Source organism: Salsipaludibacter albus (assembly GCF_019798055.1).
In the GTDB taxonomy this organism is placed as follows: domain Bacteria; phylum Actinomycetota; class Nitriliruptoria; order Nitriliruptorales; family Nitriliruptoraceae; genus Salsipaludibacter; species Salsipaludibacter albus.
Map to the genome: position 1 here is coordinate 1 of NZ_JAHOPH010000027.1, position 22177 is coordinate 22177.

Genomic DNA, 22177 nt, shown 5'->3' on the forward strand with positions numbered 1-22177 from the left:
CTCCCACTCGTCCCCCGCCCACCGCGAGCAGCGCACCCACCGGCGCACCAGGAGCTTGCCATGGCCACCTCCCCGTCCACGGGCGACCCGCACCGTCCGGGTCGCCGCCACACGTCCCGCACCGCCCCGGTGATCCCACCGATCTACCAGACGACCACGTTCGAGCTGGACGACCGGGCCTATGCCGACATCCAGGGCACCGGCGGCCTGCACGAGACGTGGTACTCGCGCTTCTCGAACCCGACCGTGTCGGCGGCCGCCGAGGAGGTCGCACGGCTGAACGACGCGACCCACGGGCTCGCCACCGCCAGTGGGATGGCCGCCATCGCGACCACCCTGCTGACGCTGCTGCGGGCCGGCGACACGATCGTGGCGTCGCGCCAGGTCTACGGCGACACCGGCGACCTCCTCGAGCGCGACCTGACCGGACTGGGCATCACGGTGGTGCGGGTCGACACCTTCGACACCCCGGGCTGGCTCGCCGCGATCGCCGAGCATCGCCCCCGGGTCGTGTACGGCGAGACCCTGTCGAACCCCCAGCTGCGGGTGATGGACATCCCGACCGTGGCGGCCGCCGCACACGAGGCCGGCGCCACCGTGGTCGTCGACAACACCTTCGCGACGCCGTACTGCACGCGTCCGCTGGAGCTCGGCGCCGACGTCGTGGTCGAGTCGGCGACGAAGTTCCTGGCCGGCCACTCCGACGTGGTCGCCGGCACGATCGGGACGCGGGACGTCGCCCTGCACGAGAAGATCCAGCGCCGGATCATCACCTTCGGCGGGTCGCTGGACGCCCACGCCGCGTTCCTGGTCTGGCGTGGCCTGCGGACCTTCCGGGTGCGGCTGGCCGAGTCGGTCGCGGTCGCGACCCGGCTGGCCGACGACCTCGCCGGGATGGAGGACGTCACGGCCGTCATCCACCCCAGCCGGGCCGACCACCCCGACGCCGACGTGGTGCCGACCGTGCTGACGGGCGCGCCCGGGGCGATGCTGACCTTCGTCGTCGAGGGCGGCGACGAGCGCGCCCTGCGACTGGTGCGTGCCCTGGAGGTGGCGGTCGAGGCGACCAGCCTGGGCGGGGTCGAGACCCTGGCCAGCCTCCCCTTCAACTCCTCCCACTTCAACATGACCGACGACGAACGGCTCGCGGCCGGGATCCTGCCGGGGATGGTCCGGCTCGCGATCGGGCTCGAGGGCCACGACCTGCTGCTCGAGGACCTCACCCGCGCCATCAAGGCCAGTTCCTGAGCGTCGAGTGTGCGCATCGACCCCGCCCCGTGGAGCGGACGGCACACTCGACACCGATCGATGTCGTCCCGCCACCCGTCCCGGAGCCGTCCCGTGCCCGACGTCCCACGCTTCCACCTCGCCGTCCCGGTCGACGACCTGGACGCCGCCCGCGACTTCTACGGCGGCGTGCTGGGCTGCGATCCCGGGCGCAGCACCGACACGTGGGCGGACTGGGACTTCCACGGTCACCAGCTGGTGACGCACGTCGCCCCGCGCGGTGACGCGGCCCACAACCCCGTCGACGGCCACGACGTGCCGGTCCCCCACTTCGGGCTGTTGTTGGAGGTGGACACGTTCCACGAGCTGTCGGAGCGGCTGCGGGCCGCCGACACCACGTTCGTGATCGAGCCCTACCTGCGCTTCGCGGGCGAACCCGGCGAGCAGTGGACGATGTTCCTCCACGACCCGGCCGGCAACGCCATGGAGTTCAAGGCGTTCGCCGACGACGCGGACGTGTTCGCCACGTGACCCGCACCGCGGACCGACGCCCCGCCGCCGGCCCGTGCCCTCAGGCGCCGCGAGCCGTCCGGCGACGGGCGCGGTGGCACTCCACGACGTAGGGCATCGCGACCCTGGTCCGTCCGGCCAGCGACGGATGGTCCTCGGCGAGCCGGCGGATCGCGTCCAGCAGCACCGCCCGGCGCTCGTCGTCCAGCGCGATCGTCCACGACCGCGAGGCCGCCAGCGCCACCAGGTCGTCGGGCAGCGCGAGCTCGTGGCCGTGCTGGAAGGTGGCCGTCTGCCGGTCGGTGAAGGCCGACCCGAAGGTCGGACCATCGTCGGCGGTGAGCAGCTTGCGACCGGTCGGGTGGGCCTGCTCCTCGGCGATCGCGGACCACCGTTCGACCCAGTCGACCGACTCGTCACGCGAGTTCCACACGGCTGCGACCGTGCCGCCCGGACGCAGCACCCGGGCGACCTCGCGACCGACGGCCTCCTGGTCGAACCAGTGCCACGCCTGGCCCGCCACGACCGCGTCGAGACTGTCGTCCTCCAGTGGCAGGTCCTCGGCCGAGCCCCCGTGCACCTCCAGCGCCGGGTCGTCGCCGAGATGGTCGACCAGCCGGGCGAGCATGGACTCGTCGGGCTCCACGGCGACCACCCGGTGTCCGGCGGCCAGCAGCACGGCGGTGAGCTTGCCGGTCCCGGCGCCCAGGTCGGCGACGGTCAACGGTTCCGTGGGATCGTCCAGGCACCACGCGACGGCGTCGTCCGGGTACGTCGGGCGGGTGCGGTCGTAGACGTCGACCGCCTGCCCGAAGGCCTGCCGTCGTCGTGCGAACTCCTGGTCGTCCATGCCTGCGCCTTCCCACCCACGCGACGTCACCGCGACCTGCGGCGACGTCGGCCCCGACCGTACGCACCCACGTCCCGTACCGTCGCCCCATGGACGACATCCCCGACAACCATCCGCTCCGACTCGCCTTCGTGACGTCGGCCACCGACCACCACGACCTGCCTCCCACGCGGGCGGAGGTCGCCGTGGTCGGCCGTTCCAACGTCGGCAAGTCCTCGCTGCTCAACGCCGTGGCGGGCCAACGTGGGCTGGCGAGGACCTCCAAGACACCCGGCCGCACCCAGCTGCTCAACCTGTTCGCGGTCGACGACGGCGACAACGACCTGCAGCCGTCGAGCGCCGGCACCGTGGTCGACTGCCCGGGCTACGGCTACGCCAAGTCCTCGCGCGCCGACCGCAACCGGTGGCAGGACATGGTCGACCGGTACCTGCTCGACCGCGACGGCCTCGTCATGACGCTGGTGCTGGTCGACGGCGCCGTCGGGCCGACCGCCCTGGACGTCGAGATGCTCGACTGGTTGCGGGACTCGGGCATCCCGTTCACCGTGGTCGCGACCAAGCACGACAAGGTCAAGTCCTCGAAGCGGACCCGGCGCCGGCGTGACCTCGCAGCGGGCTGCGGCGTGGACGAGCGGGCCGTCGTGTGGACCTCCGCCGACCGCAACGTCAACGTCGGCATGCTCCGCGGGCTCGTCCGTGCCTGGCTGACCTGATCCGGTCCACCACGCGGGAGCCCTGGTCCGACCCTCGGCGAACCGGGACGTCGCCGATCGGGTCAGGCCGCGACCGGGGTCAGCCGTCCGCTCTCGACGTCCAGCACGAACCCGTGCACGTCGTCGGTGTGACGCAGGACCGCCGAGGCACGCAGCCGCTGCACGCCGGCCGCCACGCCGTCCTCGACCGTGGCCATCGAGCCCAGCGGGTAGTCCGGCCGGACCCCCCGCTGCTGCTCGACCCGTGCCAGGGTGGCGTCCTCGTCGTGACCCAGCAGGCCGCAGTCGGTGTGGCCGACCACCAGCACCGACGTGGTGCCCAGCGCGTACTGCGACAGCAGGACCGAACGCTCGACGTCGTCGGTGACGATCGCGCCGGCGTTGCGCACCACGTGCGCCTGGCCGACCTGCAGGCCGAGCTGGGCCGGCGCGTCGATCCGCGCGTCCATGCAGGTCACCACGGCCACCTGCCGGGTCGGCCGCTTCTCCGCGGGCACGTCCGGCCCCCGCAGCATCCACAGTTCGTTGTTGGCCAGCAGGTCCGTCACCAGGTCCGACATCGTCACTCCTCGATCGCGTCGGCCACGAGCCTACGAGGCGCTCCCGGGCCGCCACCCCCGCGTCCCGTCCCGCGCGCGCCCGGGGTCGCGGCGACCACGCGAGTGGCGACGACCGCCGGGCTCCGCCATCCTGTCGCACCGGCGGACGTCGTTCGACCTCCGTCCCCCGCGACCCGATCGGCGCCCCCGTGACCACCCGGATCCTGACCGTCTGCCTCGGCAACATCTGCCGCTCGCCGGTCGCCGAGGCGGCGATCCGGGAGGCCGCCGCGGCCGCCGACGTGGACGTCGAGGTCGACTCGGCCGGCACCGGCGCCTGGCACGTTGGCAACCCACCCGACGAACGCATGCAGGCGGCCGGGGCGGAGTCCGGGCTCGACGTCGGGGGCCGTGCCCGCCAGGTCACCCCGGCCGACCTCGACCACCACGACCTCGTGGTGGCGATGGACGCGTCCAACCTCGCGGACCTGCAGGCGATGGCGGACCAGCACGGCGCGAGCGCGACGATCCGGCTGTTCCGCAGCTTCGACCCCGACGCCGGGGACACCGACCTCGACGTGCCGGACCCCTACTACGGCGGGCCGGACGGGTTCTCGCGGGTGGTGGAGATGATGCGTCCGGCCGCAGCCGGGGTCGTCGACTGGGCGGCGAAACGCGACGGGGACTGACCCGCCCGGCGGTGCGCAGGCGCCCGTGCGGCCGGCGACCGGGCCGCGCCGAGGCCGGCTCGACGAGCGGGCACGACGCCTAGCGTGGCCGCGACCGACGACCCGGGAGCTCCCGTGCAGCCCGACGACATCCGCCACGTCCACACCCTCGACGACCCTCGGCTGCACCCGGACGGGGTCCGGGTCGTCTTCACCGTGTCACGACCCGACCTCGACGAGGACCACACGGACAGCCGGTTGTGGCTGTGGGACGGGCAGGCGGCGCGAACCTTCACCCACGGCCCCCACGACAGCCGCCCCCGGTGGTCGCCGGACGGCCGACACCTGGCCTTCCTGCGTCGTGAACCGGGCGACGACACCCATCCGCAGGTCATGGTCATGCCGGCCGACGGTGGCGAGGCCAGCGCCGTCACCGACTTCCCGTTGGGGGCCGGTGAGGCGGAGTGGTCCCCGGACTCGCGCCACCTGGCCGTCACCGGGTCCGAGTGGATCGACGCCCTCGCCGGCCTCGATGCCGACGAGCGCGCCCGACGCCCCCGCCGTCACACCACCTTCCCGTACCGCGAGGACGACCAGGGCTGGGTCGGCGACCGGCGGACCCACGTGTACGTCGTGGCACGCGACGGCTCCGACTCCCGACGTCTGACGCACGGCGACTTCCGCGACAGCACGGTGTCGTGGCATCCCGACGGCGCCTCGGTGGCGTTCCTCGCGGCGCGCCATCCCCGGGCCGGCCTGGAGGCGACCAGCCAGCCGCTGGCGGTCGACGTCGCCGACGGCGAGGTCCGCGAGCTCGGGCCACCCGGGATGTGGGACTGGCTGGGCCACGCACCGGACGGGACGGTGCTGCTGGGCGGACTGCGTGACCCGATGGACTGGCCGGCCCCGCTGCGGTACTGGCGACTGGACGACGGCGAGCCGGTCGACCTCCATCCCCGGCTGGACCGCACCACGACGGGGCTGCAACCACCCGCGCCGCTGTCCGTGGCCGACGGGATGCTGGTGGGACTGGAGGACCGCGGGACCGTGCGCCTGGTCGGCGTGCCCGGCCCCGACGTCGACGACGTGGGGCCCGAGGCCGCCCACGACATCGTCGCCGGGCACCTGGTGGTCACCGCGGCCACGGCCTCCGCCGACACCACCATCGACGGCTCCGACGGCGCGGTGTACGCGGTCGTCGCGGACCCGGGATCGCCGGGCGAGCTCGAACGGGTCGTCGCTGGTCGGCGCGAGCGGCTGACCGACCTCAACGCCGACCTGGCCGACGTCGGGCTGCGGCCGGTGGAGCGCTTCCCGGTCGCACGAGACGACGTCGAGCTGGACGCGTGGGCGGTGCTGCCGGACGGCGACGGTCCGTGGCCGGTGCTGCTCAACATCCACGGCGGGCCGACCGCGCAGTACACCAACGCCTTCTTCGACGAGTTCCAGGTGTACGCCAGCGCCGGCTACCTGGTCGTGGGCACGAACCCGCGGGGCTCGTCCGGTCGTGGCAGGGACTGGTGCCGTGCGGTCGTGGGGGCGTGGACGGACCCGGACTCGGTCGACATGCTCGACCTGCGCTCCGTGGTCGACGCTGCCCTGGAACGCTTCGACGCCGCCGACCCCGACCGGATCGGGATCATGGGCGGCTCCTACGGCGGGTTCTCGACCGCCCGGATCATCGCCCGCGACCACCGGTTCTCCTCGGCCGTCGTCGAGCGGGGGCTGCTGGCCTGGGCGTCGTTCGGTGGCACGTCCGACATCGGCCCGTTCTTCGACCGGATGTTCCTCCAGGCGACGCTGCCGCACGACTGGGAGGCGTTGCGTGCGGCCAGCCCGCTGGCGCTCGCCGACGACGTGACCACGCCGACGCTGGTGGTCCACTCCCAGGAGGACTGGCGCTGCCCGGTCGAGCAGGCCGAGCAGTACTGGGTCGCCCTGCTGCGGGCCGGGGTCGACACGGAGTTCCTCCGCTTCCCCGGCGAGGGCCACGAGCTCACCCGGTCCGGGTCGCCCCGACACCGGGTCGAGCGCTTCGAGGCGATCCTCGACTGGCACGCCCGCCACCTCGGCGGAGCGCCACCGGCCGGTCACGCGGCGGTCGGTGGGGAGGGGTCGGGAGGCGACGTCGACGGGCCCCCCGACCCGCAGCGTGCGCCATCGGCGCCGGGAGTGGGCTGAGGTGGCGATCGACAGCCATGCCCTGGTGCTGTGGCGTCGTCGCGGCGACACCGTCGAGGTCCTGGTCGGGCACATGGGTGGGCCCTTCTGGGCACGCAAGGACCTCGGGGCCTGGTCCTTCCCCAAGGGACTCGCGGAGGCCGGCGACGCCGACGGGCTGGCCACGGCCGAGCGCGAGTTCACCGAGGAGCTCGGCCAGCCACCTCCCCCGGCCGATCCGGACGTCCCCGACCTCGACCTGGGTTCCCACCGGGCCGGTGGCAAGCAGATCCACGCCCGTGCCCGCCACGGCGACCTCGACCCGGCAGCGGCCACCGGGGGGACGTTCACGATGGAGTGGCCACCCAGGTCGGGCCGTGAGCAGGAGTTCCCGGAGGTCGATCGTGCCGAGTGGATGCCCCTGCACGAAGCCCGCGAGGCACTGGCGAAGAACCAGCGGATCTTCCTCGACCGCCTCGCCGACGCCGCCACGTGACCGTCGAGTGTGCTGGTCGCGGCCACCCACGGCCGCGATGCGCACACTCGACGGTCAGGGGGTGATGGCGGCGCGGAGGAGCTCGTTGGTGGCCCGAGGGTCGGCCTGGCCCCGGGTCTCCTTCATGACCTGCCCGACCAGGGCGCCGATCGCCTTGGTGTTGCCGTCGCGGATGGTCGCGACGGTGTCGGGGTTGTCGGCGACGACCCGGTCGACGATGGCCTGCAGCTCGTCGGTGTCGGAGACCTGCTGGAGGCCCTCCTCCTGGGCGACGACGGCCGGCGAGCGACTCCCCCGGTCGGCGACCAGGTGCTCGACGACCTGCTTGGCGAGGTTGTTGGACAACGTCCCGTCGTCGACCAGGGCGACCAACTGGCCGACGTGCGCGCCGGTGATGCCCGAGTCCGCGAAGTCCACCTCGGCGGTGGACAGCTGGCCCGCGACGTCACCGACCAGCCAGTTCGCGACGGTGCGGGGGTCGGCCCCGGTCGCGACGGCCTCGTCGAAGGCGGCCAGCATGCCGGAGGTGCCGACCAGCGCGGCGGCCTGGGCCTCGTCGACGCCGGCGTCGGTCAACCGGGCGCGGGCCGCGGCCGGCAGCTCGGGCAGCTCGGCCCGGATCTCGTCGACCCAGTCGGCCGGGCAGTGCACCGGCACCAGGTCGGGGTCGGGGAAGTAGCGGTAGTCGGTGACCGTCTCCTTGACCCGCAGCGTCTCGGTCCGACCGGTCGACTCGTCCCAGTGGCGGGTCTGCATGACGATCTCGCCGCCGTCCTCGAGCACCTCGATCTGGCGCTGGGCCTCGTAGGCGATCGCGCGACCCAGCGACCGGACCGAGTTGAGGTTCTTGATCTCGGTGCGGATGCCCAGTGGCTCGCCGGGACGACGCACCGAGACGTTGGCGTCGACCCGCATGGAGCCCTGGTCCATCCGTGCGTCGGAGACACCCAGCGTCTCGACGATCCCCTGCAGCTCGCGGACGTAGGCCTGGGCCGTCTCCGCGTCGTGGATGTCGGGGTGCGACACGACTTCCATCAGGGGCACACCGGCACGGTTGTAGTCGATCAGGGAGGTGTCGGCGCCGTGCAGGCGGCCACTTCCCCCCAGGTGGGTCGACTTGCCGGTGTCCTCCTCCATGTGAAGTCGCTCGATGCCCACCGTCACGGGTGAACCCTCGACCTCTAGTTCAAGGTGACCCTCGGAGCAGATCGGGACGTCGTACTGCGAGATCTGGTAGTTCTTGACCAGGTCCGGGTAGAAGTAGTTCTTCCGGTGGAACTGGGAGGTCTCGTTCACCGAGCAATTGATCGCCAGGCCGATCAGGGCCGCCGCACGCACCGCCGCGCCGTTGACCACGGGCAGCGAACCCGGCTGGCCGGTGCAGACGGGACAGATGTTGGTGTTGGGCTCCTCCCCGAAGTGGGTGAGGCAGCCACACCACATCTTCGTGGTGGTGACGAGCTCGACGTGGACCTCGAGGCCCACGACCAGCTCCCAGCCCTCCTTGACGGTGGTCACCATGGTGGTCTCCTCTCAGGCCGGCGCGACGGCGTTGGCGCCGGACGGCACGGGGTCGAGCCCCAGGTCGGCCTCGAGCGCCCGCGCCACCCGGAAGCAGCGGTCGTCGCCCAGCAGCGGACCCATCACCTGCAGCCCGGTCGGCAGTCCCTCCGCGCCACGGCCGTTGGGCACCGAGACCGCCGGGACGCCGGCCAGCGACGCGGGCACCGTCGCGACGTCGTTGAGGTACATCGCGAGCGGGTCGTCGGTCTTGTCCCCCAGCGGGAACGCGACGCTCGGCGACGTCGGCGAGACCAGCACGTCGACCTGCTCGAAGGCGGTCGCGAAGTCGTTCGCGATGAGTCGTCGGACCCTCGACGCCTGGTTGTAGAACGCGTCGTAGTAGCCCGACGAGAGCGCGTGCGTGCCGATCATGATCCGGCGCCGCACCTCCGGACCGAACCCCGCCCCACGCGTGGCGGCGTTCATCTCCTCGGCGGTCGGCGCGTCGACCCGCAGGCCGTAGCGAACACCGTCGAACCGGGCGAGGTTGGACGACGCCTCGGACGGGGCCACCAGGTAGTAGGCCGGCAGGCCGTACGACGCGTGCGGGATCGACGCCTCGACGACCGTCGCCCCGAGGGCCTCGAACCGTCGCAGCGAGTCCTCGAAGGCCGCCAGCACGCCGGGCTCGTAGCCCTCGCCCTGCAGTTCGGTGACCACGCCGATGGTCAGCCCCTCGACGCCGGCATCGAGGTCGGCGAGCAGGTCGGGCAGGTCACGGCCGACCCGCACGGGGTCGATCGAGGTGGAGTCCCGCGGGTCGTGTCCCTGGATCACCGACTGCAGCAGGGCGGCGTCGGTCACGCTGCGCGCGAACGGTCCGGCCTGGTCCAGCGACGAGGCGAACGCGACCATCCCGTAGCGGGACACGGCGCCGTAGGTCGGCTTGGACCCCACCAGCCCGCACAGGGCGGCCGGCTGGCGGATCGAGCCACCGGTGTCGGTGCCCAGCGACAGCGGGGCCTGGAGGGCGGCGACGGCGGCCGCGGAGCCACCGGACGAACCTCCGGGAACGCGCCCGAGGTCCCACGGGTTGCGGGTCGGTCCGTAGGCCGAGTTCTCGGTCGACGAGCCCATCGCGAACTCGTCCATGTTGGTCTTGCCGAGCACGATCACGTCGGCGGCCCGGAGCTTCTCGGTGACGGTGGCGTCGTAGGGCGGGACCCAGCCCTCGAGGATCCGCGACCCGACCGTGGTCGGGGCGCCACGCATCGTGAACAGGTCCTTGAGTGCCAGCGGCACGCCCGCGAGCGGACCGAGGTCCCGACCCGTCACGCGCCGCTGGTCGACGTCGTCGGCGTGGCGGCGGGCGGTGTCGGCGACGACGGTCAGGAAGGCGTGGACGTCGGTGTCGGACGTCCCGTCACCGTCGGTCGCCTCGATCCGGTCGAGGTGGGCGTCCACGACCTCGCGCGCGGAGACCTCGCGCGCGGCCATCCGGGCGGCGAGCCCGGCAGCGGTGTCGGTGAGCAGGTCGGACGTCATCGGTGGGGTTCCTTCGACAGGTCGTGCCCGGGGCGGACGCGAGACGCGGCCGTGACGGGAGGTTCAGGCGTCCTCGGCGACGATCCGCGGCACGGCGAACCGGTCCTCGCGCGCGTCGGGTGCCTGGGACAGGACCTCGTCGCGAGGCAGGGACGCAGCCGGGTGGTCGTCGCGCATGACGTTGGTCACCGGGAACGGGTGGACCATCGGTTCGACGTCGTCGGCGGCGACCTCGCCGACCTGCTCGGCGTACTCCAGGATCTGGGACAGTTGCGGGGCCAGTTCGGCCACGTCGTCGTCGGACAGGTCGAGTCGGGCCAAGCGCGCGACGTGGCGGACCTCGGCTTCGGACAGGGCCATCTCGGACACCCTTCTGCGGGACGGACGGCGCACGACGGCGCCTCCGGGAAGGCTACCGAGCCGGGGCTGGGACCCACGAGCCGCCCCGGGGCACCTCGCCGTGCCCGCGTCGGTGTCCGGTGGGCGGACACGACCGGGGACCCCGCCCGCGGCGTCGCAGCACGTGGCTAGATTCCGGACCGGCAGCCCGCCGATCGTCGGCGCGGTCGCCAGGTCCCCCCGATCCCGTCCCACGAGGCACTCCGTGCACGCTTCCCCCCGATCCCTGCGCTCCCTCCTGCTCGTCGTGGCCGGCAGCGCCCTGCTGGCCGTCCCGGCCATCGGCGCCTCCGCCGCGCCACCGGGCCAGGCCGGCCCACCCGACGGCAGCCGCGGCCAGCAGGCCATCGCCGAGCTGGGTGACCGGCTGCCCGCCGTCGCCCGCGACAACGGCATGTCGGCCGCACGCCTGCGCACCCTGCTGCGGACCGACGACACCCTGTTCGTCGACGACACCGACCGCCTGTTCTACGTCCGTCCCGAGGCGCCCCGCGAGGTCCGTGCAGACGTCGGCGAGGCCCAGGCCGTCACCGCCCTCGCGCAGAGCTTCGAGCTGCACTCGCGCCCGGGCGCGAACCGGACGATCTTCCTCGACTTCGACGGCTACCAGTTGCCGGACGGCACGGCATGGTCCCGCAACGGCTACTTCGCCGACCCCTACGACACCAACAACAACCCCGGCACCTTCTCGTCCGCCGAACTGGCGGTCGTCCAGTCCGTGTGGGCACGGGTCGCCGAGGACTACGCCCCGTTCGACGTCGACGTGACCACCGAGGACCCCGGCATCGACGCCATCCGCCGCTCCAGCAGCGGTGACCAGGTCTACGGCACCCGGGTCGTCATCACCGACGAGGGCACCAACTGCGGGTGTGGCGGGGTCGCCTACCTCGGCGTGTTCGACGTGACCGGGTCGACCCACGACTACTACCAGCCGGCCTGGGTCTACACCCAGGGCGTCGGGGACGGCGCGCACAACATCGCCGAGGCCGCGTCGCACGAGGCCGGGCACAACCTCGGCCTGAACCACGACGGCACCTCGAACCAGGGCTACTACATCGGCCACGGCGCATGGGCCCCGATCATGGGCGTGGGCTACTACGAGCCCATCACCCAGTGGAGCCGCGGCGAGTACGCCGACGCCAACAACACCGAGAACGACTGGTCCGTGATGGCCAGCAACGGTGCACCGCCACTGTCCGACGACCACGGCACCCGGACCTCGCCGACCGACCTCGGTGGCAGCGGGACCATCGACGCCAGCGGGATGATCACCCCGCAGTACACCGGTTCGACGCCCAACGACGTCGACGCCTTCGCCTTCACTGCCGGCGCCGGGGCCGCGACGTTCACGGCCAGCCCGTCGGAGGTCCTGCCCAACCTCGACATCGCGCTGACCCTGCGCACCTCGTCCGGCACGGTCGTCGCCACGGCGGACCCGGTGTCCACCCAGGTCAGCGGGGACCGGGCCGATGGCCTGGCCGCATCGCTGTCGGTCGACCTTGCCGCGGGGAACTACGTGCTCGAGGTCGACGGCGTCGGGGCGCGCAACCCGTCCACGACCGGCTACAGCGACTACGGCAGCGTGGGCCCCTACACGCTGACCGGTTCGCACGTCGCCGGCGGCGGGGGGACCCCGGACAACCAGGCACCGACCGCGGCCGCGTCCGCCAGCCCCTCGTCCGGGACCGCCCCGTTGGCGGTGACCCTGTCCGCAGCCGGGTCCAGTGACCCGGACGGCTCGATCGTGTCGACGTCCTGGGACTTCGGCGACGGCTCGTCGGGCAGCGGCACGACCGTGTCGCACACCTACGGGGTCGGCACCTTCACCGCGACGGTCACCGTGACCGACGACGACGGTGCCACCGACACCGACAGCGTGACGATCACCGCGACCACGGGTTCCACCGGCCCACCGGCGGCGCCGTCGAACGTGACCGCCACCGAGTCGGGTCGTCGCGAGGCGACCGTCTCCTGGACCGACAACGCCACCAACGAGACCGGCTTCGTGGTCGAGCTGGAGAAGCAGCGTGGCAACGGGAGCTGGGGTGAGCAGGGCACGGTGCAGGTCGGCGCGAACACCACGTCGACCGTCGTGTCGGGTGGTCGCGGGACCTACCGCTTCGTCGTGCGCGCCGTGAACGGCGACGGCAGCTCCGCCGGGGTGACGTCCAACGTCGTCGAGTTGAGCTGAGCCGAACCGACCAGCACGTGCGGGCCGGGTCGACCATCGACCCGGCCCGCCGGCGTGCGGCGACGTTCAGGCGTCCGGACCCCTCTGCGATCGCAGGTCACCCGTCGCGGCGAAGGGACGGACCTCGATGGGCACCCCGAGGCACGACGTGACCCGATCGGCCCAGCCCAGCGCCTCGTCGAGGTCCGCGGCCTCGATCACGTAGAAGCCCGCGATGTGCTCCTTGGACTCCGCGAAGGGGCCGTCGGTGGTGACCAGCCGGCCGCTGTCGCGCCGCAGCACCGTGGCGTCGTCGGGGCCGGTCAGGCCACCGCTGAAGACCCACGTGCCGGTGACCTGCATGTCGTCCTCGACCTCCACGAGGGTGCGGAACCCGGCCTGGCGCTCCTCCGGGGACGGCTCGTGGTCCGAGGGTGGGTCGTCGGAGGTGTGGACGGCAAGCAGGTAGTGCGGCATGGGTTGCTCCTCGGGCGTCGGGCGGGCATCTCCCGCCTCACCATGGACGACGATCGACCCGGGGCCAGTCTCGACATTTCCATGGACGGCGACCGGTCGTGAGCGTCTGGCGCCCGCAGGTGCGCGCTGCGGCCCGGGGCCGAGCGGCGCAGGAACCGAGTGTCGCAGACCTATCCTCGCACGACGACCCGACCTCCGAGCACCGACGGGAGCACCCATGGCGTCCCCGCCGACCTCGTCCGCGGCCCCGTCCGACGAGGCGACCCTCCGCGAGCGGCTCCGCCGGATCATCTTCGAGGCGGACACCCCGGCCGGCAAGGCCTTCGACGTCGTCCTGCTGGTGTTGATCGTCGCCAGCGTGCTGTTGGTCATGTGGGAGACGGTCCCGGGGGTACGCGAGGAGAACCGCCAACTGATCGTGGCACTCGAGTGGGTCGTCACGGCACTGTTCACGCTCGAGTACCTGGCCCGGCTGTGGACCGCCCCGTCCGCACGCGGCTACGCGCGCAGTTTCTTCGGTGTCATCGACCTGCTGTCGGTCCTGCCGGTCTACCTCGCCCTGGTCGTGCCGGGTGCACAGTCCCTGCTGGTGGTGCGGTCGCTGCGGCTGATGCGGGTCTTCCGGGTCTTCAAGATGGCGCACTTCCTGCGCCAGGCCAACTTCCTGCTGGACGCGGTCCGGTCCTCGGCGCGCAAGATCGCGGTGTTCCTCCTGTCGGTCGTGCTGATCAACGTCATCGTCGGGTCGACCATGTACGTCATCGAGGGCGCCGCCAACGGTTTCGACTCGATGTTCCGCGGGGTGTACTGGTCGATCGTGACGATGAGCACGGTCGGCTTCGGCGACATCGCCCCCCAGACGGGCCTGGGCCAGGTGCTGGCGGCCGCACTGATGATCATGGGCTACAGCGTCATCGCCGTGCCGACCGGGATCGTTTCGGCCGAGGTGGCGTCGGCGCGGGCCCACGACGCGCCCCAGCCGACCTGCCCCGCCTGCGGGTGGGACGACCACGACGTCCGCGCAGTCCACTGCCAGCGCTGTGGTGCGGTGTTGCACACCGCACCAGCAGCGGACAGGTCACCAGCCGCCGACGACTAGAGACCGAAGAACTCCAGCAGGCTGGCACAGTCCGTCCACGGGACCCCGGGGAACGGCGCGACCGGCACCACCGCGTGGCCTCCCTTGTCGCCCAGCGCCGCGCCGGCAGTCCCGAAGTGCAGGTGGTCGTGCTGGGCGTTCAACCGCAGGGCCTGGTTGGCGGCGAGGTCGACGCATCGATCGACGCTGATCGGCGTCTCCGTCTCCTCGTCGAACTCCAGCCCGATGACCAGCACGTGCGGATGCTTCGGCAACTCGTGCTCGTCGGCTCCGGCAACCGTGCCCAGGAACATCAGCACGAGCGCGCCGAGCAGTATCGTGAACTTCTTCATGGTTGGACCCCTCACGAGACGCGCCTCGTCCCCCCGACCCCCTGTCGACGGCGGTACCCGCTCGTCGGACCACCCTGCCACGGTCCGGAGCCCGTTGTCAATAGCACGTGACACCCAGCCCGGATGGGCCACTCAGGTCCGGGCGAGCTTGGCGCGGATGTGGTCCCGGACCGTCGCGAGGTCGGCCGGGAGCACGGCCAGTCGCTCCTCCCGGTCGTACAGGTCCGACAGGTGCGGCGGCAGGGCCGGTCGCACGCCGGTGGCCCGCTCGACCGCCGTGGGGAACTTCGCGGGATGGGCCGGGCCGAGCACGACCATCGGCACCCCCGGGTCGGGTCGACCCTGTCGGTCCTCCCGAGCCGCGTGGAAGCCCACTGCCGTGTGGGGGTCGACCTGGAAGCCGGTCTCGTCGAACACCGCACGGATGGCGGCCAGCGTCTGGGCCTCGTCCGCACGGTGGGCCCCGAACAGGGATCGCACGTCGTCCAGCAACGCTTCGTCGACGGTGAACACGCCGTCGCGCGCCAGGGCCTCCATGTCGGCCGTGACGCGGTCGCCGTCACGTCCGTGGATGTCGAACAGGAGCCGCTCGAAGTTCGACGACACCTGGATGTCCATCGACGGCGAGATGGTCGGGGTGACGTCCTCGAGCTCGTGGCGGCCGGTGGCCAGGAACCGCGCCAGGATGTCGTTGTCGTTCGTGGCGATCACCAGCCGGCGGATCGGCACACCGATCTGGCGGGCGACGTACCCGGCGAAGATGTCCCCGAAGTTGCCGGTCGGGACGCTGAAGCTGACCTCGACGTCGGGCGCACCCAGCGACGACGCCGCCGTGGCGTAGTAGACGACCTGGGGCAGGACCCGGGCCCAGTTGATCGAGTTGACCCCGCTCAACGCGACCTCGTCGCGGAACTGCCCGTCGTTGAACAGCTCCTTGAGGATCCGCTGGCAGTCGTCGAAGGTGCCCTCGATCGCGATGTTGTGGACGTTGGGTGCCTGCACCGTCGTCATCTGGCGACGCTGCACCTCGGTGGTGCGCCCGTGCGGGTGCATGATGAAGATGCTGGAGCGGGTCGAGCGGCGCACCGCCTCGATGGCCGCCGACCCCGTGTCGCCGGAGGTCGCACCGATCAGGGTGATGTGGCGATCGTGGAACCGCAGCACGTGCTCGTACATCCGCCCGAGCACCTGCATCGCGACGTCCTTGAACGCCAGCGTCGGCCCGTGGTAGAGCTCCAGCAGCCACTCGTCGGGCCCGGTCTGGAACAGCGGGGCGACCGAGTGGTGCACGAAGCTGGCGTAGGCCTCGTCGAGCAGGGTGTGGAGGGTCGCGTCGCTGATGCCGCGGTCACCGGCGTCCCCGGCGGACCCCCCGTGGACGAACGGGCGCATGACCTCCCACGCCGCCTGGCTGTAGGGCATGGACCGCAGGCTGCGGATCAGGTCGGGTGACAGCGTCGGCCACTCGTCGGGCACGTACAGGCCACCGTCGTGGGCCAGGCCCGTCATCAGGGCACCGAAGAAGTCGGTCGGTTCTGCGCGACCCCGCGTGCTGACGTACTGCATGATCAACTTCCGGGTGAACGATTCCGGGCCCGTGACGAGCACCGTCACGCCGCGACGACGCTACCGGCTCCGCGCACCGCCAACGCCCCCGCCAGGGGTGGCTCACCGCGGGGCGTCGTCTTCCGGGTGACCCGACGGCCCCGGATCGACCAGCCGCGCGGCGTGCCGGGCGATGGTGTCGGCCTCCTCGGCCGCCTCGGGCGGGTGGAAGCCGTAGTTGATGCCCAGCCACGCGGTCTTGGCCCAGCCGTAGCCCAGCACCGGGACGGCGGCGTTGACCACGATCCCCGCCACGGTCACGCCCACCCAGGGCACGTCGGGCCAGAAGGCCATGATCCCCCCGACCGAGACCACCGCGAAGACGACCAGGACCACGAACACGATCACCGTGACCGAGCCGAGCCAGTAGCCCTCCTCGCGCTCGAAGTGGAGTCCACAGCTCGGGCAGTCCTCGCGGATGTCCAGTGGCGAGACGAACAGGCCGCCGCCCCCGCAGCGGGGGCAGTGGCCGATCAGCCCACGGCCGATCACGTCCCAGTGCGGGAGCTGCTCGTCGGCCGACACGCTGCACTCCTCGGGGCGTCCTCGAGGCGACCCCACGCCCGGCCAGCCTATCCCCGGGACCTACACTTCCGACCTGTACCGACCGTCGTCCAGGCCCTCGTCCGGAGCACCCCCATGACCACTGCCTTCCTCGCCGTCGACGTCCAGAACGACTTCTGCGAGGGGGGGTCGCTGCCCGTCGACGGTGGCGGGGACGTCGCCCGGGCGATCAGCCGCCACCTCGCCGAGGCGGACTACGACCTGGTGGTCGCCACGCGCGACTTCCACGTCGATCCGGGTGGGCACTTCTCCGACGACCCCGACTTCGTCGACTCGTGGCCACCGCACTGCCGGGTCGACACGGCCGGGGCCTCGTTCCATCCCGGGCTGGACGTGCTGGCACTGGACGCGATCGTGTCCAAGGGCGAGCACGAGGCCGCCTACAGCGGCTTCGAGGGCACGACCGACGACGGCACGACGCTGGCCGACCTGCTCGACCACCACGGGATCGACCGGGTGGTCATCGGCGGGCTGGCCACGGACCACTGCGTGCGTGCCACCGCCCTGGACGCCGCCGCCCACGACCTCGACACGACCGTCGACCTGTCGCTGGCCGCCGGGGTCGCCCCCGACACCACGGCCAAGGCCCTGGACCAGCTCCGCGCCGCCGGCGTCACCCTCCTCCACGCCTGACGTCCGTCCACCCCCACCGCTCCTGCGACCACGTCGAGTGTGCGCATCGGGGCCACCGGTGACCGCGAACCGCACACTCGACGCATCGGGGTCCGGCGGCATGGTGCGCGTCAGTCGCCGCCCCAGGCGTCCAGCGAGCCGTCCTCGCGCTCGGTGGCGGTCGAGGTCCACGACGCGATCCGGCCGCCTGCCAACACCACCCGGGACGTGCCGTCCCGGCGGTAGCTGGTCGAGTCCGCCCGCAGCCACAGGGTCCAGTCGACCTCCCAGTGATCCCTGTCGGGCCCGTCGTCGGCCGGACGCGCAGCCTGCACCTCGAACACCTCGCGCCAGCCACCGTGGGCCAGGAAGTGGCCCACGACCTCGTCGACGCCGTCCAGCCGCTCGTCGTCGTCCACCCAGGCGACGTCGTCGGTGACCACGTCCTCGATGGCGTCGGCGTCCCCCTCGAAGGCACGACCGACCCCCGCCAGCAGGCCTGCCAGCGGGGGTGGGATCGGCGGATCGGAGGAGGTCACCGGAGCTTGTCGGCCTCGCTGGCCACGTCGTCGACGACCTCGTCCCAGGAGGTGATGAACTTCTCGACGCCCTCGCGCTCGAGCACCACCATGACGTCGTCGTAGTCGACGCCGACGGCCTCCATGCGCTCGAGGGTCTGGTGGGCCTCGGCGATCTCCTCGGGTCCGAAGGCGACCGGGAAGTCCCCGTGGTCCTGGTAGGCCTCGATCGTCTCGAGCGGCATCGTGTTGACCGTGTTCGGCGCGACGAAGGCGTCGACGTAGAGGGTGTCCGGGTAGTCCGGGTCCTTGGTCGACGTCGATGCCCACAGCGGACGCTGTGCACGGGCGCCGGCGGCGGCCAGCTCCTGCCACTGCTCCCCGCGGTAGGTCTCGAGGTAGGCCTCGTAGGCCAGGCGGCCGTTGGCGATCGCGGTCGTGCCGCGCAGTGCCATGGCCTCGTCGGTCCCGATCTCGTCCAGGCGGCCGTCGACCTCGACGTCCATCCGCGAGATGAAGAACGACCCCACCGAGGCGATGGTCGACAGGTCGAGCCCGTCGGCGTGCGCGCGCGCAAGGCCGGCCAGGTGGGCCTGCATCACGGCGCGGTAGCGCTGGAGCGAGAAGATCAGGGTCACGTTGACCGAGATCCCCTCGGCGATGAGCTGCTCGATCGCGGGCAGCCCCTCCTCGGTGGCAGGGATCTTGACCAGCAGGTTGGGGCGGTCGATCGTCTTGGCCCAGTGCCGGGCCTCCTCGATCGAGGCCTCGGTCTCGTGGGCCAGGGTCGGCGTGACCTCGACCGACACGAACCCGTCCCGACCGTCGGACTGGTCGTACAGCGGGCGCAGCACGTCGCAGGCCCGGCGCAGGTCGTCGGCCATGAGCGTCTGGATCAGCTCGGTGGGCTCGGCGCCACGACCGGCCAGCTCGGACACCTGGTCGTCGTAGTCGCTGGAGCCGGTGATGGCCTTGGCGAAGATGGAGGGGTTGGACGTCACCCCACGGATGGCGTCCTCGGAGACGTGTCGTTCCAGGTCACCCGCGTCGAGCATGCGACGCGAGATCTGGTCGACCCAGGGCGAGACCCCGGCGGTGTGCAGGCGGTGGAGCGGAGAAGTGTTCATGCCCACAACGGTAGCCGGACGATGCGGGGCGTCGACCCGCCCCGACGGCGGGGGCCGTGTCGTGCGCACCCGGACGTGTCGTCGGTCAGGACGCTGCCGAGGGCTCCGCCGTGGTCGGCAGGTCGGCCAGCGTGAACCAGCCGAGGAACAGCTGTGCCAGCGGTCCGATCGCGAGGGCGAACGCGACCGTGCCGATGCCGACCGTGCCGCCGAGCAGCCATCCGCAGGCCAGCACCACCAGCTCGATGCCGGTGCGCACGGTCGACACCGGGTACCCGCGTGCGGCCAGTCCGGTCATCAGCCCGTCACGTGGTCCCGGCCCGAGTCCGGCCCCGATGTACAGGCCCGTCGCGAGGCCGTTGAGGACGACCCCGCTGACCATCAACGACCACTGGGAGGCAGTCGTGGTGGCGGGCGGCAGGACCTGCAGCGTGGCGTCGACGACCAGCCCGATGACGATCGCGTTGGCGATGGTCCCGATCCCGGGTCGTTCCCGCAGCGGGATCCACAACAGCAGCACCGCGACGCTGGCCACGATGACGATCGTGCCGAACGACCACGCCGTGCGCAGCGCCAGTCCCTGGTGGAGGACGTCCCACGGCCCGACCCCGAGCCCGGCCTGGACCATCATCCCCAGGCTGATGCCGAACAGCAGCAGCCCGACGAACAGCAGCACCAGCCGGCGACCCATGCGGTCGCGCAGGAACGGCCGCGGTGCGGGCCGTGGCGGCGTGGAGGTGGGGGTGGACACGACGTTCCGGGGTCGACGTGGCCGCAGTGTGACCACGTACGGCCGACGACGTCCATCCGGGGCGGGAAAACCTCACCTCGTCACCGCCAAACGGTCGCCGACCGCACGACCAGGCCCAGGTTCGCCCCACCGGCATGGCCGGCTACGTGGGGAGCGTGCCGCTGTCGAGGAGCTCGACGAACTGGGCCTCGTCGAGGATCGGGACGTCGAGGTCGCGTGCCTTGTCGGCCTTGGAGCCGGGCGAGTCGCCCACGACGACCGCGCTGGTGCGGCCGGACACGCTGGATGTCGCCTTGCCGCCGCGGGACTCGATCGCGTCCTTGGCCTCGGTCCGGCTGAACCCCTCGAGCGTGCCCGTGACCACGATCGACAGGCCGTCCAGCACGTCGGAGGTGGTGGCCTCCTCCTCGGCGGTCATGCGCATGCCCAGGTCACGCATCTTGTCGACCAGTTCGCGGTTGCGGTCGATGGCGAAGAAGGACGCCACGGCCTCGGCGATGACGGGACCGATGCCGTCGATCGCCGCCATGTCCTCGACCGATGCGGTCGCCAGTGCCGACATGTCGCCGAAGGATCGGGCGAGCAGCTTGGCGACGGTCGGGCCCAGGTGGCGGATGTTGAGGCCGACCAGCAGGCGGTCCAGCGGCTGCGCGCGGGCCCGGTCGATCCCGGCCAGCAGGTTGTCGACCGACTTCTCCTTCCACCCCTCCAGGGCCAGCAGGTCCTCGCGGCGCCGGTCGAGGGCGAACACGTCGGCGAGGTCGGCGACGAGGCCCTCGTCCAGGAGGAGCTTGGCGGTCTTGTAGCCCAGCCCCTCGATGTCGAGTGCCTTGCGACCGCCGAAGTGGCTCAGCGACTCCAGGATCCGGTTGGGACAGTCGACGTTCTCGCAGAAGTGGTGCGCCTCGCCCTCGGGTCGGACCAGCGGGGTGCCGCACGACGGGCACTCGGCCGGCATGTGCCACGTCCGGGCGTCGTCGGGGCGCTCGGACAGGACCGGGCCGACGACCTCGGGGATCACGTCGCCGGCGCGCCGGACGCTGACCGTGTCGCCGATCCGGACGTCCTTGGCATGGACCTGGATCTCGTTGTGCAGGGTGGCGTAGGTGATCGTCACGCCGGACACGGTCACCGGCTCGACCACGGCGAACGGGGTGACCCGACCCGTGCGTCCGGTGTTGATCTCGATGTCGCGCAGCAGCGTCGTCGCCTCGATCGGGGGCATCTTGTAGGCGATGGCCCAACGGGGCGCGCGCGACGTCGAGCCCAGTTGCCGGCGCTGGGCGAGGTCGTCGACCTTCACCACGACCCCGTCGATCTCGTAGGTGGGCTCGTGGCGGTGGGTGGTCCAGTGGTCGACGAAGTCCCAGACCTCGTCGGCGTCGTCGGTGACCAGGGTCTCGGCGGCCACGGGCAGACCCACCCGCGCGCACCAGTCGAGGAACCCGGCGTGGGTGGCGAACGCCGCGGCCCCCGGGCCGGACCCCAGCGCCTCGTCGGTCGGGTCCGGCGTCGCCTCGCCGGCGTCGGGGTCCTCGGGGTCGGGAGCCGTGCCACCCAGCTGCAGCGCGCCCATCCCGTGGATCCACAGCGACAGCGGCCGGGTGGCCGTGACGGCCGGATCCTTCTGGCGCAGGGCCCCGGAGGCGGCGTTGCGGGGGTTGGCGAAGGCGGCCTCGCCCGCCTCGACGCGCTCGGCGTTCATCGCCTCGAACGCCTCAAGCGGGTAGTAGATCTCGCCCCGGACCTCGACCAGCGACGGGATGTCGGCGTCGTCGCCGACGAGCCGGTACGGCACGTCGTCGAGCGTCAGGACCTGTTGGGTGACGGTCTCGCCGGTGACCCCGTCGCCCCGGGTCGCGGCGGTGGCGAGCACCCCGTCGACGTAGGTCAACGAGATCGCGACGCCGTCGATCTTGAGCTCGCAGACCCACCGGGGGTCGTCGTCGAGCGGACCGGCCGCGCGCTCCCGCCAGGCTGCGAGGTCCTCGCGTGAGAACACGTTGTCCAGCGACAGCATCGGCTCGAGGTGGCGGTGCGGGGGGAACGCACTGTCCACCGGGGCACCGACCTCGGCCGTCGGGGACGTCGACGTGGCCAGGGTGGGGTGAGCCTCCTCCAGTGCGAGCAGCTCCCGCCACAACAGGTCGAACTCGGCGTCGGTCATCGGGGGGTCCGACAGCACGTAGTACCGGTACCGGGCGTCGCGCAGGACCGGGGCGAGCTGGTCGTGGCGCGCCCGGGCAGCCGCGCGGTCCCGGGGGACGTCGGGCAGGTCGGGATCGCTCACGGGGTCACTCCCAGCGTGCGGG

The 22177-nt window shown here is 72.2% G+C and carries 22 protein-coding genes; 9 read left to right on the plus strand and 13 right to left on the minus strand.

Features of this window, described 5'->3' with window-relative positions; genetic code table 11:
• The first annotated feature begins 60 nt into the window (after positions 1–60).
• A complete protein-coding gene (locus KR546_RS14405; RefSeq protein WP_238445418.1) occupies positions 61–1248 on the plus strand; it encodes a trans-sulfuration enzyme family protein in 1188 nt (395 codons plus the stop codon).
• A gap of 60 nt (positions 1249–1308) precedes the next feature.
• Positions 1309–1758: a VOC family protein gene (locus KR546_RS14410; RefSeq protein ID WP_238445419.1), complete on the plus strand. Its 450-nt coding sequence runs from the start codon at positions 1309–1311 to the stop codon at positions 1756–1758.
• Positions 1759–1798: 40 nt separating this feature from the next.
• Here KR546_RS14410 and KR546_RS14415 read toward each other — a convergent pair whose 3' ends face one another.
• On the minus strand, positions 1799–2587 hold the full coding sequence (locus KR546_RS14415; RefSeq protein WP_238445420.1) for a class I SAM-dependent methyltransferase: 789 nt from the start codon (positions 2585–2587) through the stop codon (positions 1799–1801).
• A gap of 89 nt (positions 2588–2676) precedes the next feature.
• Here KR546_RS14415 and yihA point away from each other — a divergent pair, with 89 nt between their 5' ends.
• Positions 2677–3300, plus strand: a complete 624-nt coding sequence (yihA, locus tag KR546_RS14420) for a ribosome biogenesis GTP-binding protein YihA/YsxC (protein ID WP_238445421.1) — start codon at positions 2677–2679, stop codon at positions 3298–3300.
• Between the two features lie 62 nt (positions 3301–3362).
• On the opposite strand, the gene KR546_RS14425 is transcribed toward yihA, so the two are convergent.
• On the minus strand, positions 3363–3860 hold the full coding sequence (locus KR546_RS14425) for a beta-class carbonic anhydrase (RefSeq protein WP_238445422.1): 498 nt from the start codon (positions 3858–3860) through the stop codon (positions 3363–3365).
• A 188-nt stretch (positions 3861–4048) separates the two neighbouring features.
• Between KR546_RS14425 and KR546_RS14430 the strand changes: the two genes are divergently transcribed.
• From KR546_RS14430 to KR546_RS14440, 3 genes are all read left to right on the plus strand, one after another.
• On the plus strand, positions 4049–4528 hold the full coding sequence (locus tag KR546_RS14430) for a low molecular weight protein-tyrosine-phosphatase (protein ID WP_238445423.1): 480 nt from the start codon (positions 4049–4051) through the stop codon (positions 4526–4528).
• A gap of 84 nt (positions 4529–4612) precedes the next feature.
• Positions 4613–6688 carry a S9 family peptidase gene (locus KR546_RS19775; RefSeq protein WP_238445424.1) on the plus strand — a complete coding sequence of 692 codons (2076 nt, stop codon included), beginning with the start codon at positions 4613–4615 and terminating at the stop codon, positions 6686–6688.
• 1 nt (position 6689) lies between these two features.
• A complete protein-coding gene (locus tag KR546_RS14440) occupies positions 6690–7163 on the plus strand; it encodes an NUDIX hydrolase (RefSeq protein ID WP_238445425.1) in 474 nt (157 codons plus the stop codon).
• 54 nt (positions 7164–7217) lie between these two features.
• Here the strand turns inward: KR546_RS14440 and gatB are convergent, their stop codons facing one another.
• From gatB to gatC, 3 genes are all read right to left on the minus strand, one after another.
• Entirely contained in the window at positions 7218–8684 is a 1467-nt protein-coding gene (gatB, locus tag KR546_RS14445; RefSeq protein ID WP_238445426.1) for an Asp-tRNA(Asn)/Glu-tRNA(Gln) amidotransferase subunit GatB, read from the minus strand.
• Between the two features lie 12 nt (positions 8685–8696).
• A complete protein-coding gene (gatA, locus tag KR546_RS14450) occupies positions 8697–10211 on the minus strand; it encodes an Asp-tRNA(Asn)/Glu-tRNA(Gln) amidotransferase subunit GatA (protein ID WP_238445427.1) in 1515 nt (504 codons plus the stop codon).
• A gap of 63 nt (positions 10212–10274) precedes the next feature.
• Positions 10275–10571 (minus strand): Asp-tRNA(Asn)/Glu-tRNA(Gln) amidotransferase subunit GatC, encoded by a 297-nt coding sequence (gene gatC, locus KR546_RS14455; RefSeq protein ID WP_238445428.1) that lies wholly within the window; start codon positions 10569–10571, stop codon positions 10275–10277.
• A 244-nt stretch (positions 10572–10815) separates the two neighbouring features.
• On the opposite strand from gatC, the gene KR546_RS14460 reads away from it, so the two are divergent.
• A complete protein-coding gene (locus KR546_RS14460) occupies positions 10816–12801 on the plus strand; it encodes a PKD domain-containing protein (protein WP_238445429.1) in 1986 nt (661 codons plus the stop codon).
• A 66-nt stretch (positions 12802–12867) separates the two neighbouring features.
• Here KR546_RS14460 and KR546_RS14465 read toward each other — a convergent pair whose 3' ends face one another.
• Positions 12868–13257, minus strand: coding sequence for a YciI family protein (locus KR546_RS14465; protein WP_238445430.1), 390 nt, complete (start codon positions 13255–13257; stop codon positions 12868–12870).
• Positions 13258–13474: 217 nt separating this feature from the next.
• Between KR546_RS14465 and KR546_RS14470 the strand changes: the two genes are divergently transcribed.
• The gene (locus KR546_RS14470; protein ID WP_238445431.1) at positions 13475–14356 is read left to right on the plus strand and encodes an ion transporter; all 882 of its coding nucleotides are present in this window, start codon (positions 13475–13477) and stop codon (positions 14354–14356) included.
• On the opposite strand, the gene KR546_RS14475 is transcribed toward KR546_RS14470, so the two are convergent.
• The 3 genes from KR546_RS14475 to KR546_RS14485 all read right to left on the minus strand — a co-directional run bounded on the left by KR546_RS14475 (position 14353) and on the right by KR546_RS14485 (position 16818).
• On the minus strand, positions 14353–14688 hold the full coding sequence (locus tag KR546_RS14475) for a hypothetical protein (protein ID WP_238445432.1): 336 nt from the start codon (positions 14686–14688) through the stop codon (positions 14353–14355). The genes KR546_RS14470 and KR546_RS14475 overlap by 4 nt on opposite strands.
• A 132-nt stretch (positions 14689–14820) precedes the next feature.
• Positions 14821–16254 (minus strand): threonine synthase, encoded by a 1434-nt coding sequence (thrC, locus tag KR546_RS14480; protein WP_238445433.1) that lies wholly within the window; start codon positions 16252–16254, stop codon positions 14821–14823.
• 102 nt (positions 16255–16356) lie between these two features.
• The gene (locus KR546_RS14485) at positions 16357–16818 is read right to left on the minus strand and encodes a DUF983 domain-containing protein (RefSeq protein ID WP_238445434.1); all 462 of its coding nucleotides are present in this window, start codon (positions 16816–16818) and stop codon (positions 16357–16359) included.
• Positions 16819–16932: 114 nt separating this feature from the next.
• On the opposite strand from KR546_RS14485, the gene KR546_RS14490 reads away from it, so the two are divergent.
• Entirely contained in the window at positions 16933–17490 is a 558-nt protein-coding gene (locus KR546_RS14490; RefSeq protein ID WP_238445435.1) for an isochorismatase family protein, read from the plus strand.
• Positions 17491–17600: 110 nt separating this feature from the next.
• On the opposite strand, the gene KR546_RS14495 is transcribed toward KR546_RS14490, so the two are convergent.
• The 4 genes from KR546_RS14495 to ligA form a co-directional block, all read right to left on the minus strand.
• A complete protein-coding gene (locus KR546_RS14495; protein WP_238445436.1) occupies positions 17601–18008 on the minus strand; it encodes a nuclear transport factor 2 family protein in 408 nt (135 codons plus the stop codon).
• Positions 18005–19114, minus strand: coding sequence for a transaldolase (gene tal / locus KR546_RS14500; protein WP_238445437.1), 1110 nt, complete (start codon positions 19112–19114; stop codon positions 18005–18007). Before tal ends, KR546_RS14495 begins: the two co-directional genes overlap by 4 nt.
• 85 nt (positions 19115–19199) lie before the next feature.
• On the minus strand, positions 19200–19805 hold the full coding sequence (gene yczE / locus KR546_RS14505) for a membrane protein YczE (RefSeq protein WP_238445466.1): 606 nt from the start codon (positions 19803–19805) through the stop codon (positions 19200–19202).
• Between the two features lie 202 nt (positions 19806–20007).
• On the minus strand, positions 20008–22155 hold the full coding sequence (ligA, locus tag KR546_RS14510; protein ID WP_238445438.1) for an NAD-dependent DNA ligase LigA: 2148 nt from the start codon (positions 22153–22155) through the stop codon (positions 20008–20010).
• Positions 22156–22177 lie beyond the last annotated feature (22 nt).

Bases quoted from the DNA above. Each gene is read 5' to 3' on its own strand.
- KR546_RS14405 (WP_238445418.1), top strand. From the start codon at position 61: ATGGCCACCTCCCCGTCCACGGGCGACCCGCACCGTCCGGGTCGCCGC.
- KR546_RS14410 (WP_238445419.1), top strand. From the start codon at position 1,309: ATGTCGTCCCGCCACCCGTCCCGGAGCCGTCCCGTGCCCGACGTCCCA.
- KR546_RS14415 (WP_238445420.1), bottom strand. From the start codon at position 2,587: ATGGACGACCAGGAGTTCGCACGACGACGGCAGGCCTTCGGGCAGGCG.
- yihA (WP_238445421.1), top strand. From the start codon at position 2,677: ATGGACGACATCCCCGACAACCATCCGCTCCGACTCGCCTTCGTGACG.
- KR546_RS14425 (WP_238445422.1), bottom strand. From the start codon at position 3,860: ATGTCGGACCTGGTGACGGACCTGCTGGCCAACAACGAACTGTGGATG.
- gatB (WP_238445426.1), bottom strand. From the start codon at position 8,684: ATGGTGACCACCGTCAAGGAGGGCTGGGAGCTGGTCGTGGGCCTCGAG.
- gatA (WP_238445427.1), bottom strand. From the start codon at position 10,211: ATGACGTCCGACCTGCTCACCGACACCGCTGCCGGGCTCGCCGCCCGG.
- gatC (WP_238445428.1), bottom strand. From the start codon at position 10,571: ATGGCCCTGTCCGAAGCCGAGGTCCGCCACGTCGCGCGCTTGGCCCGA.
- KR546_RS14465 (WP_238445430.1), bottom strand. From the start codon at position 13,257: ATGCCGCACTACCTGCTTGCCGTCCACACCTCCGACGACCCACCCTCG.
- KR546_RS14470 (WP_238445431.1), top strand. From the start codon at position 13,475: ATGGCGTCCCCGCCGACCTCGTCCGCGGCCCCGTCCGACGAGGCGACC.
- KR546_RS14475 (WP_238445432.1), bottom strand. From the start codon at position 14,688: ATGAAGAAGTTCACGATACTGCTCGGCGCGCTCGTGCTGATGTTCCTG.
- thrC (WP_238445433.1), bottom strand. From the start codon at position 16,254: ATGCAGTACGTCAGCACGCGGGGTCGCGCAGAACCGACCGACTTCTTC.
- KR546_RS14490 (WP_238445435.1), top strand. From the start codon at position 16,933: ATGACCACTGCCTTCCTCGCCGTCGACGTCCAGAACGACTTCTGCGAG.
- tal (WP_238445437.1), bottom strand. From the start codon at position 19,114: ATGAACACTTCTCCGCTCCACCGCCTGCACACCGCCGGGGTCTCGCCC.
- yczE (WP_238445466.1), bottom strand. From the start codon at position 19,805: ATGGGTCGCCGGCTGGTGCTGCTGTTCGTCGGGCTGCTGCTGTTCGGC.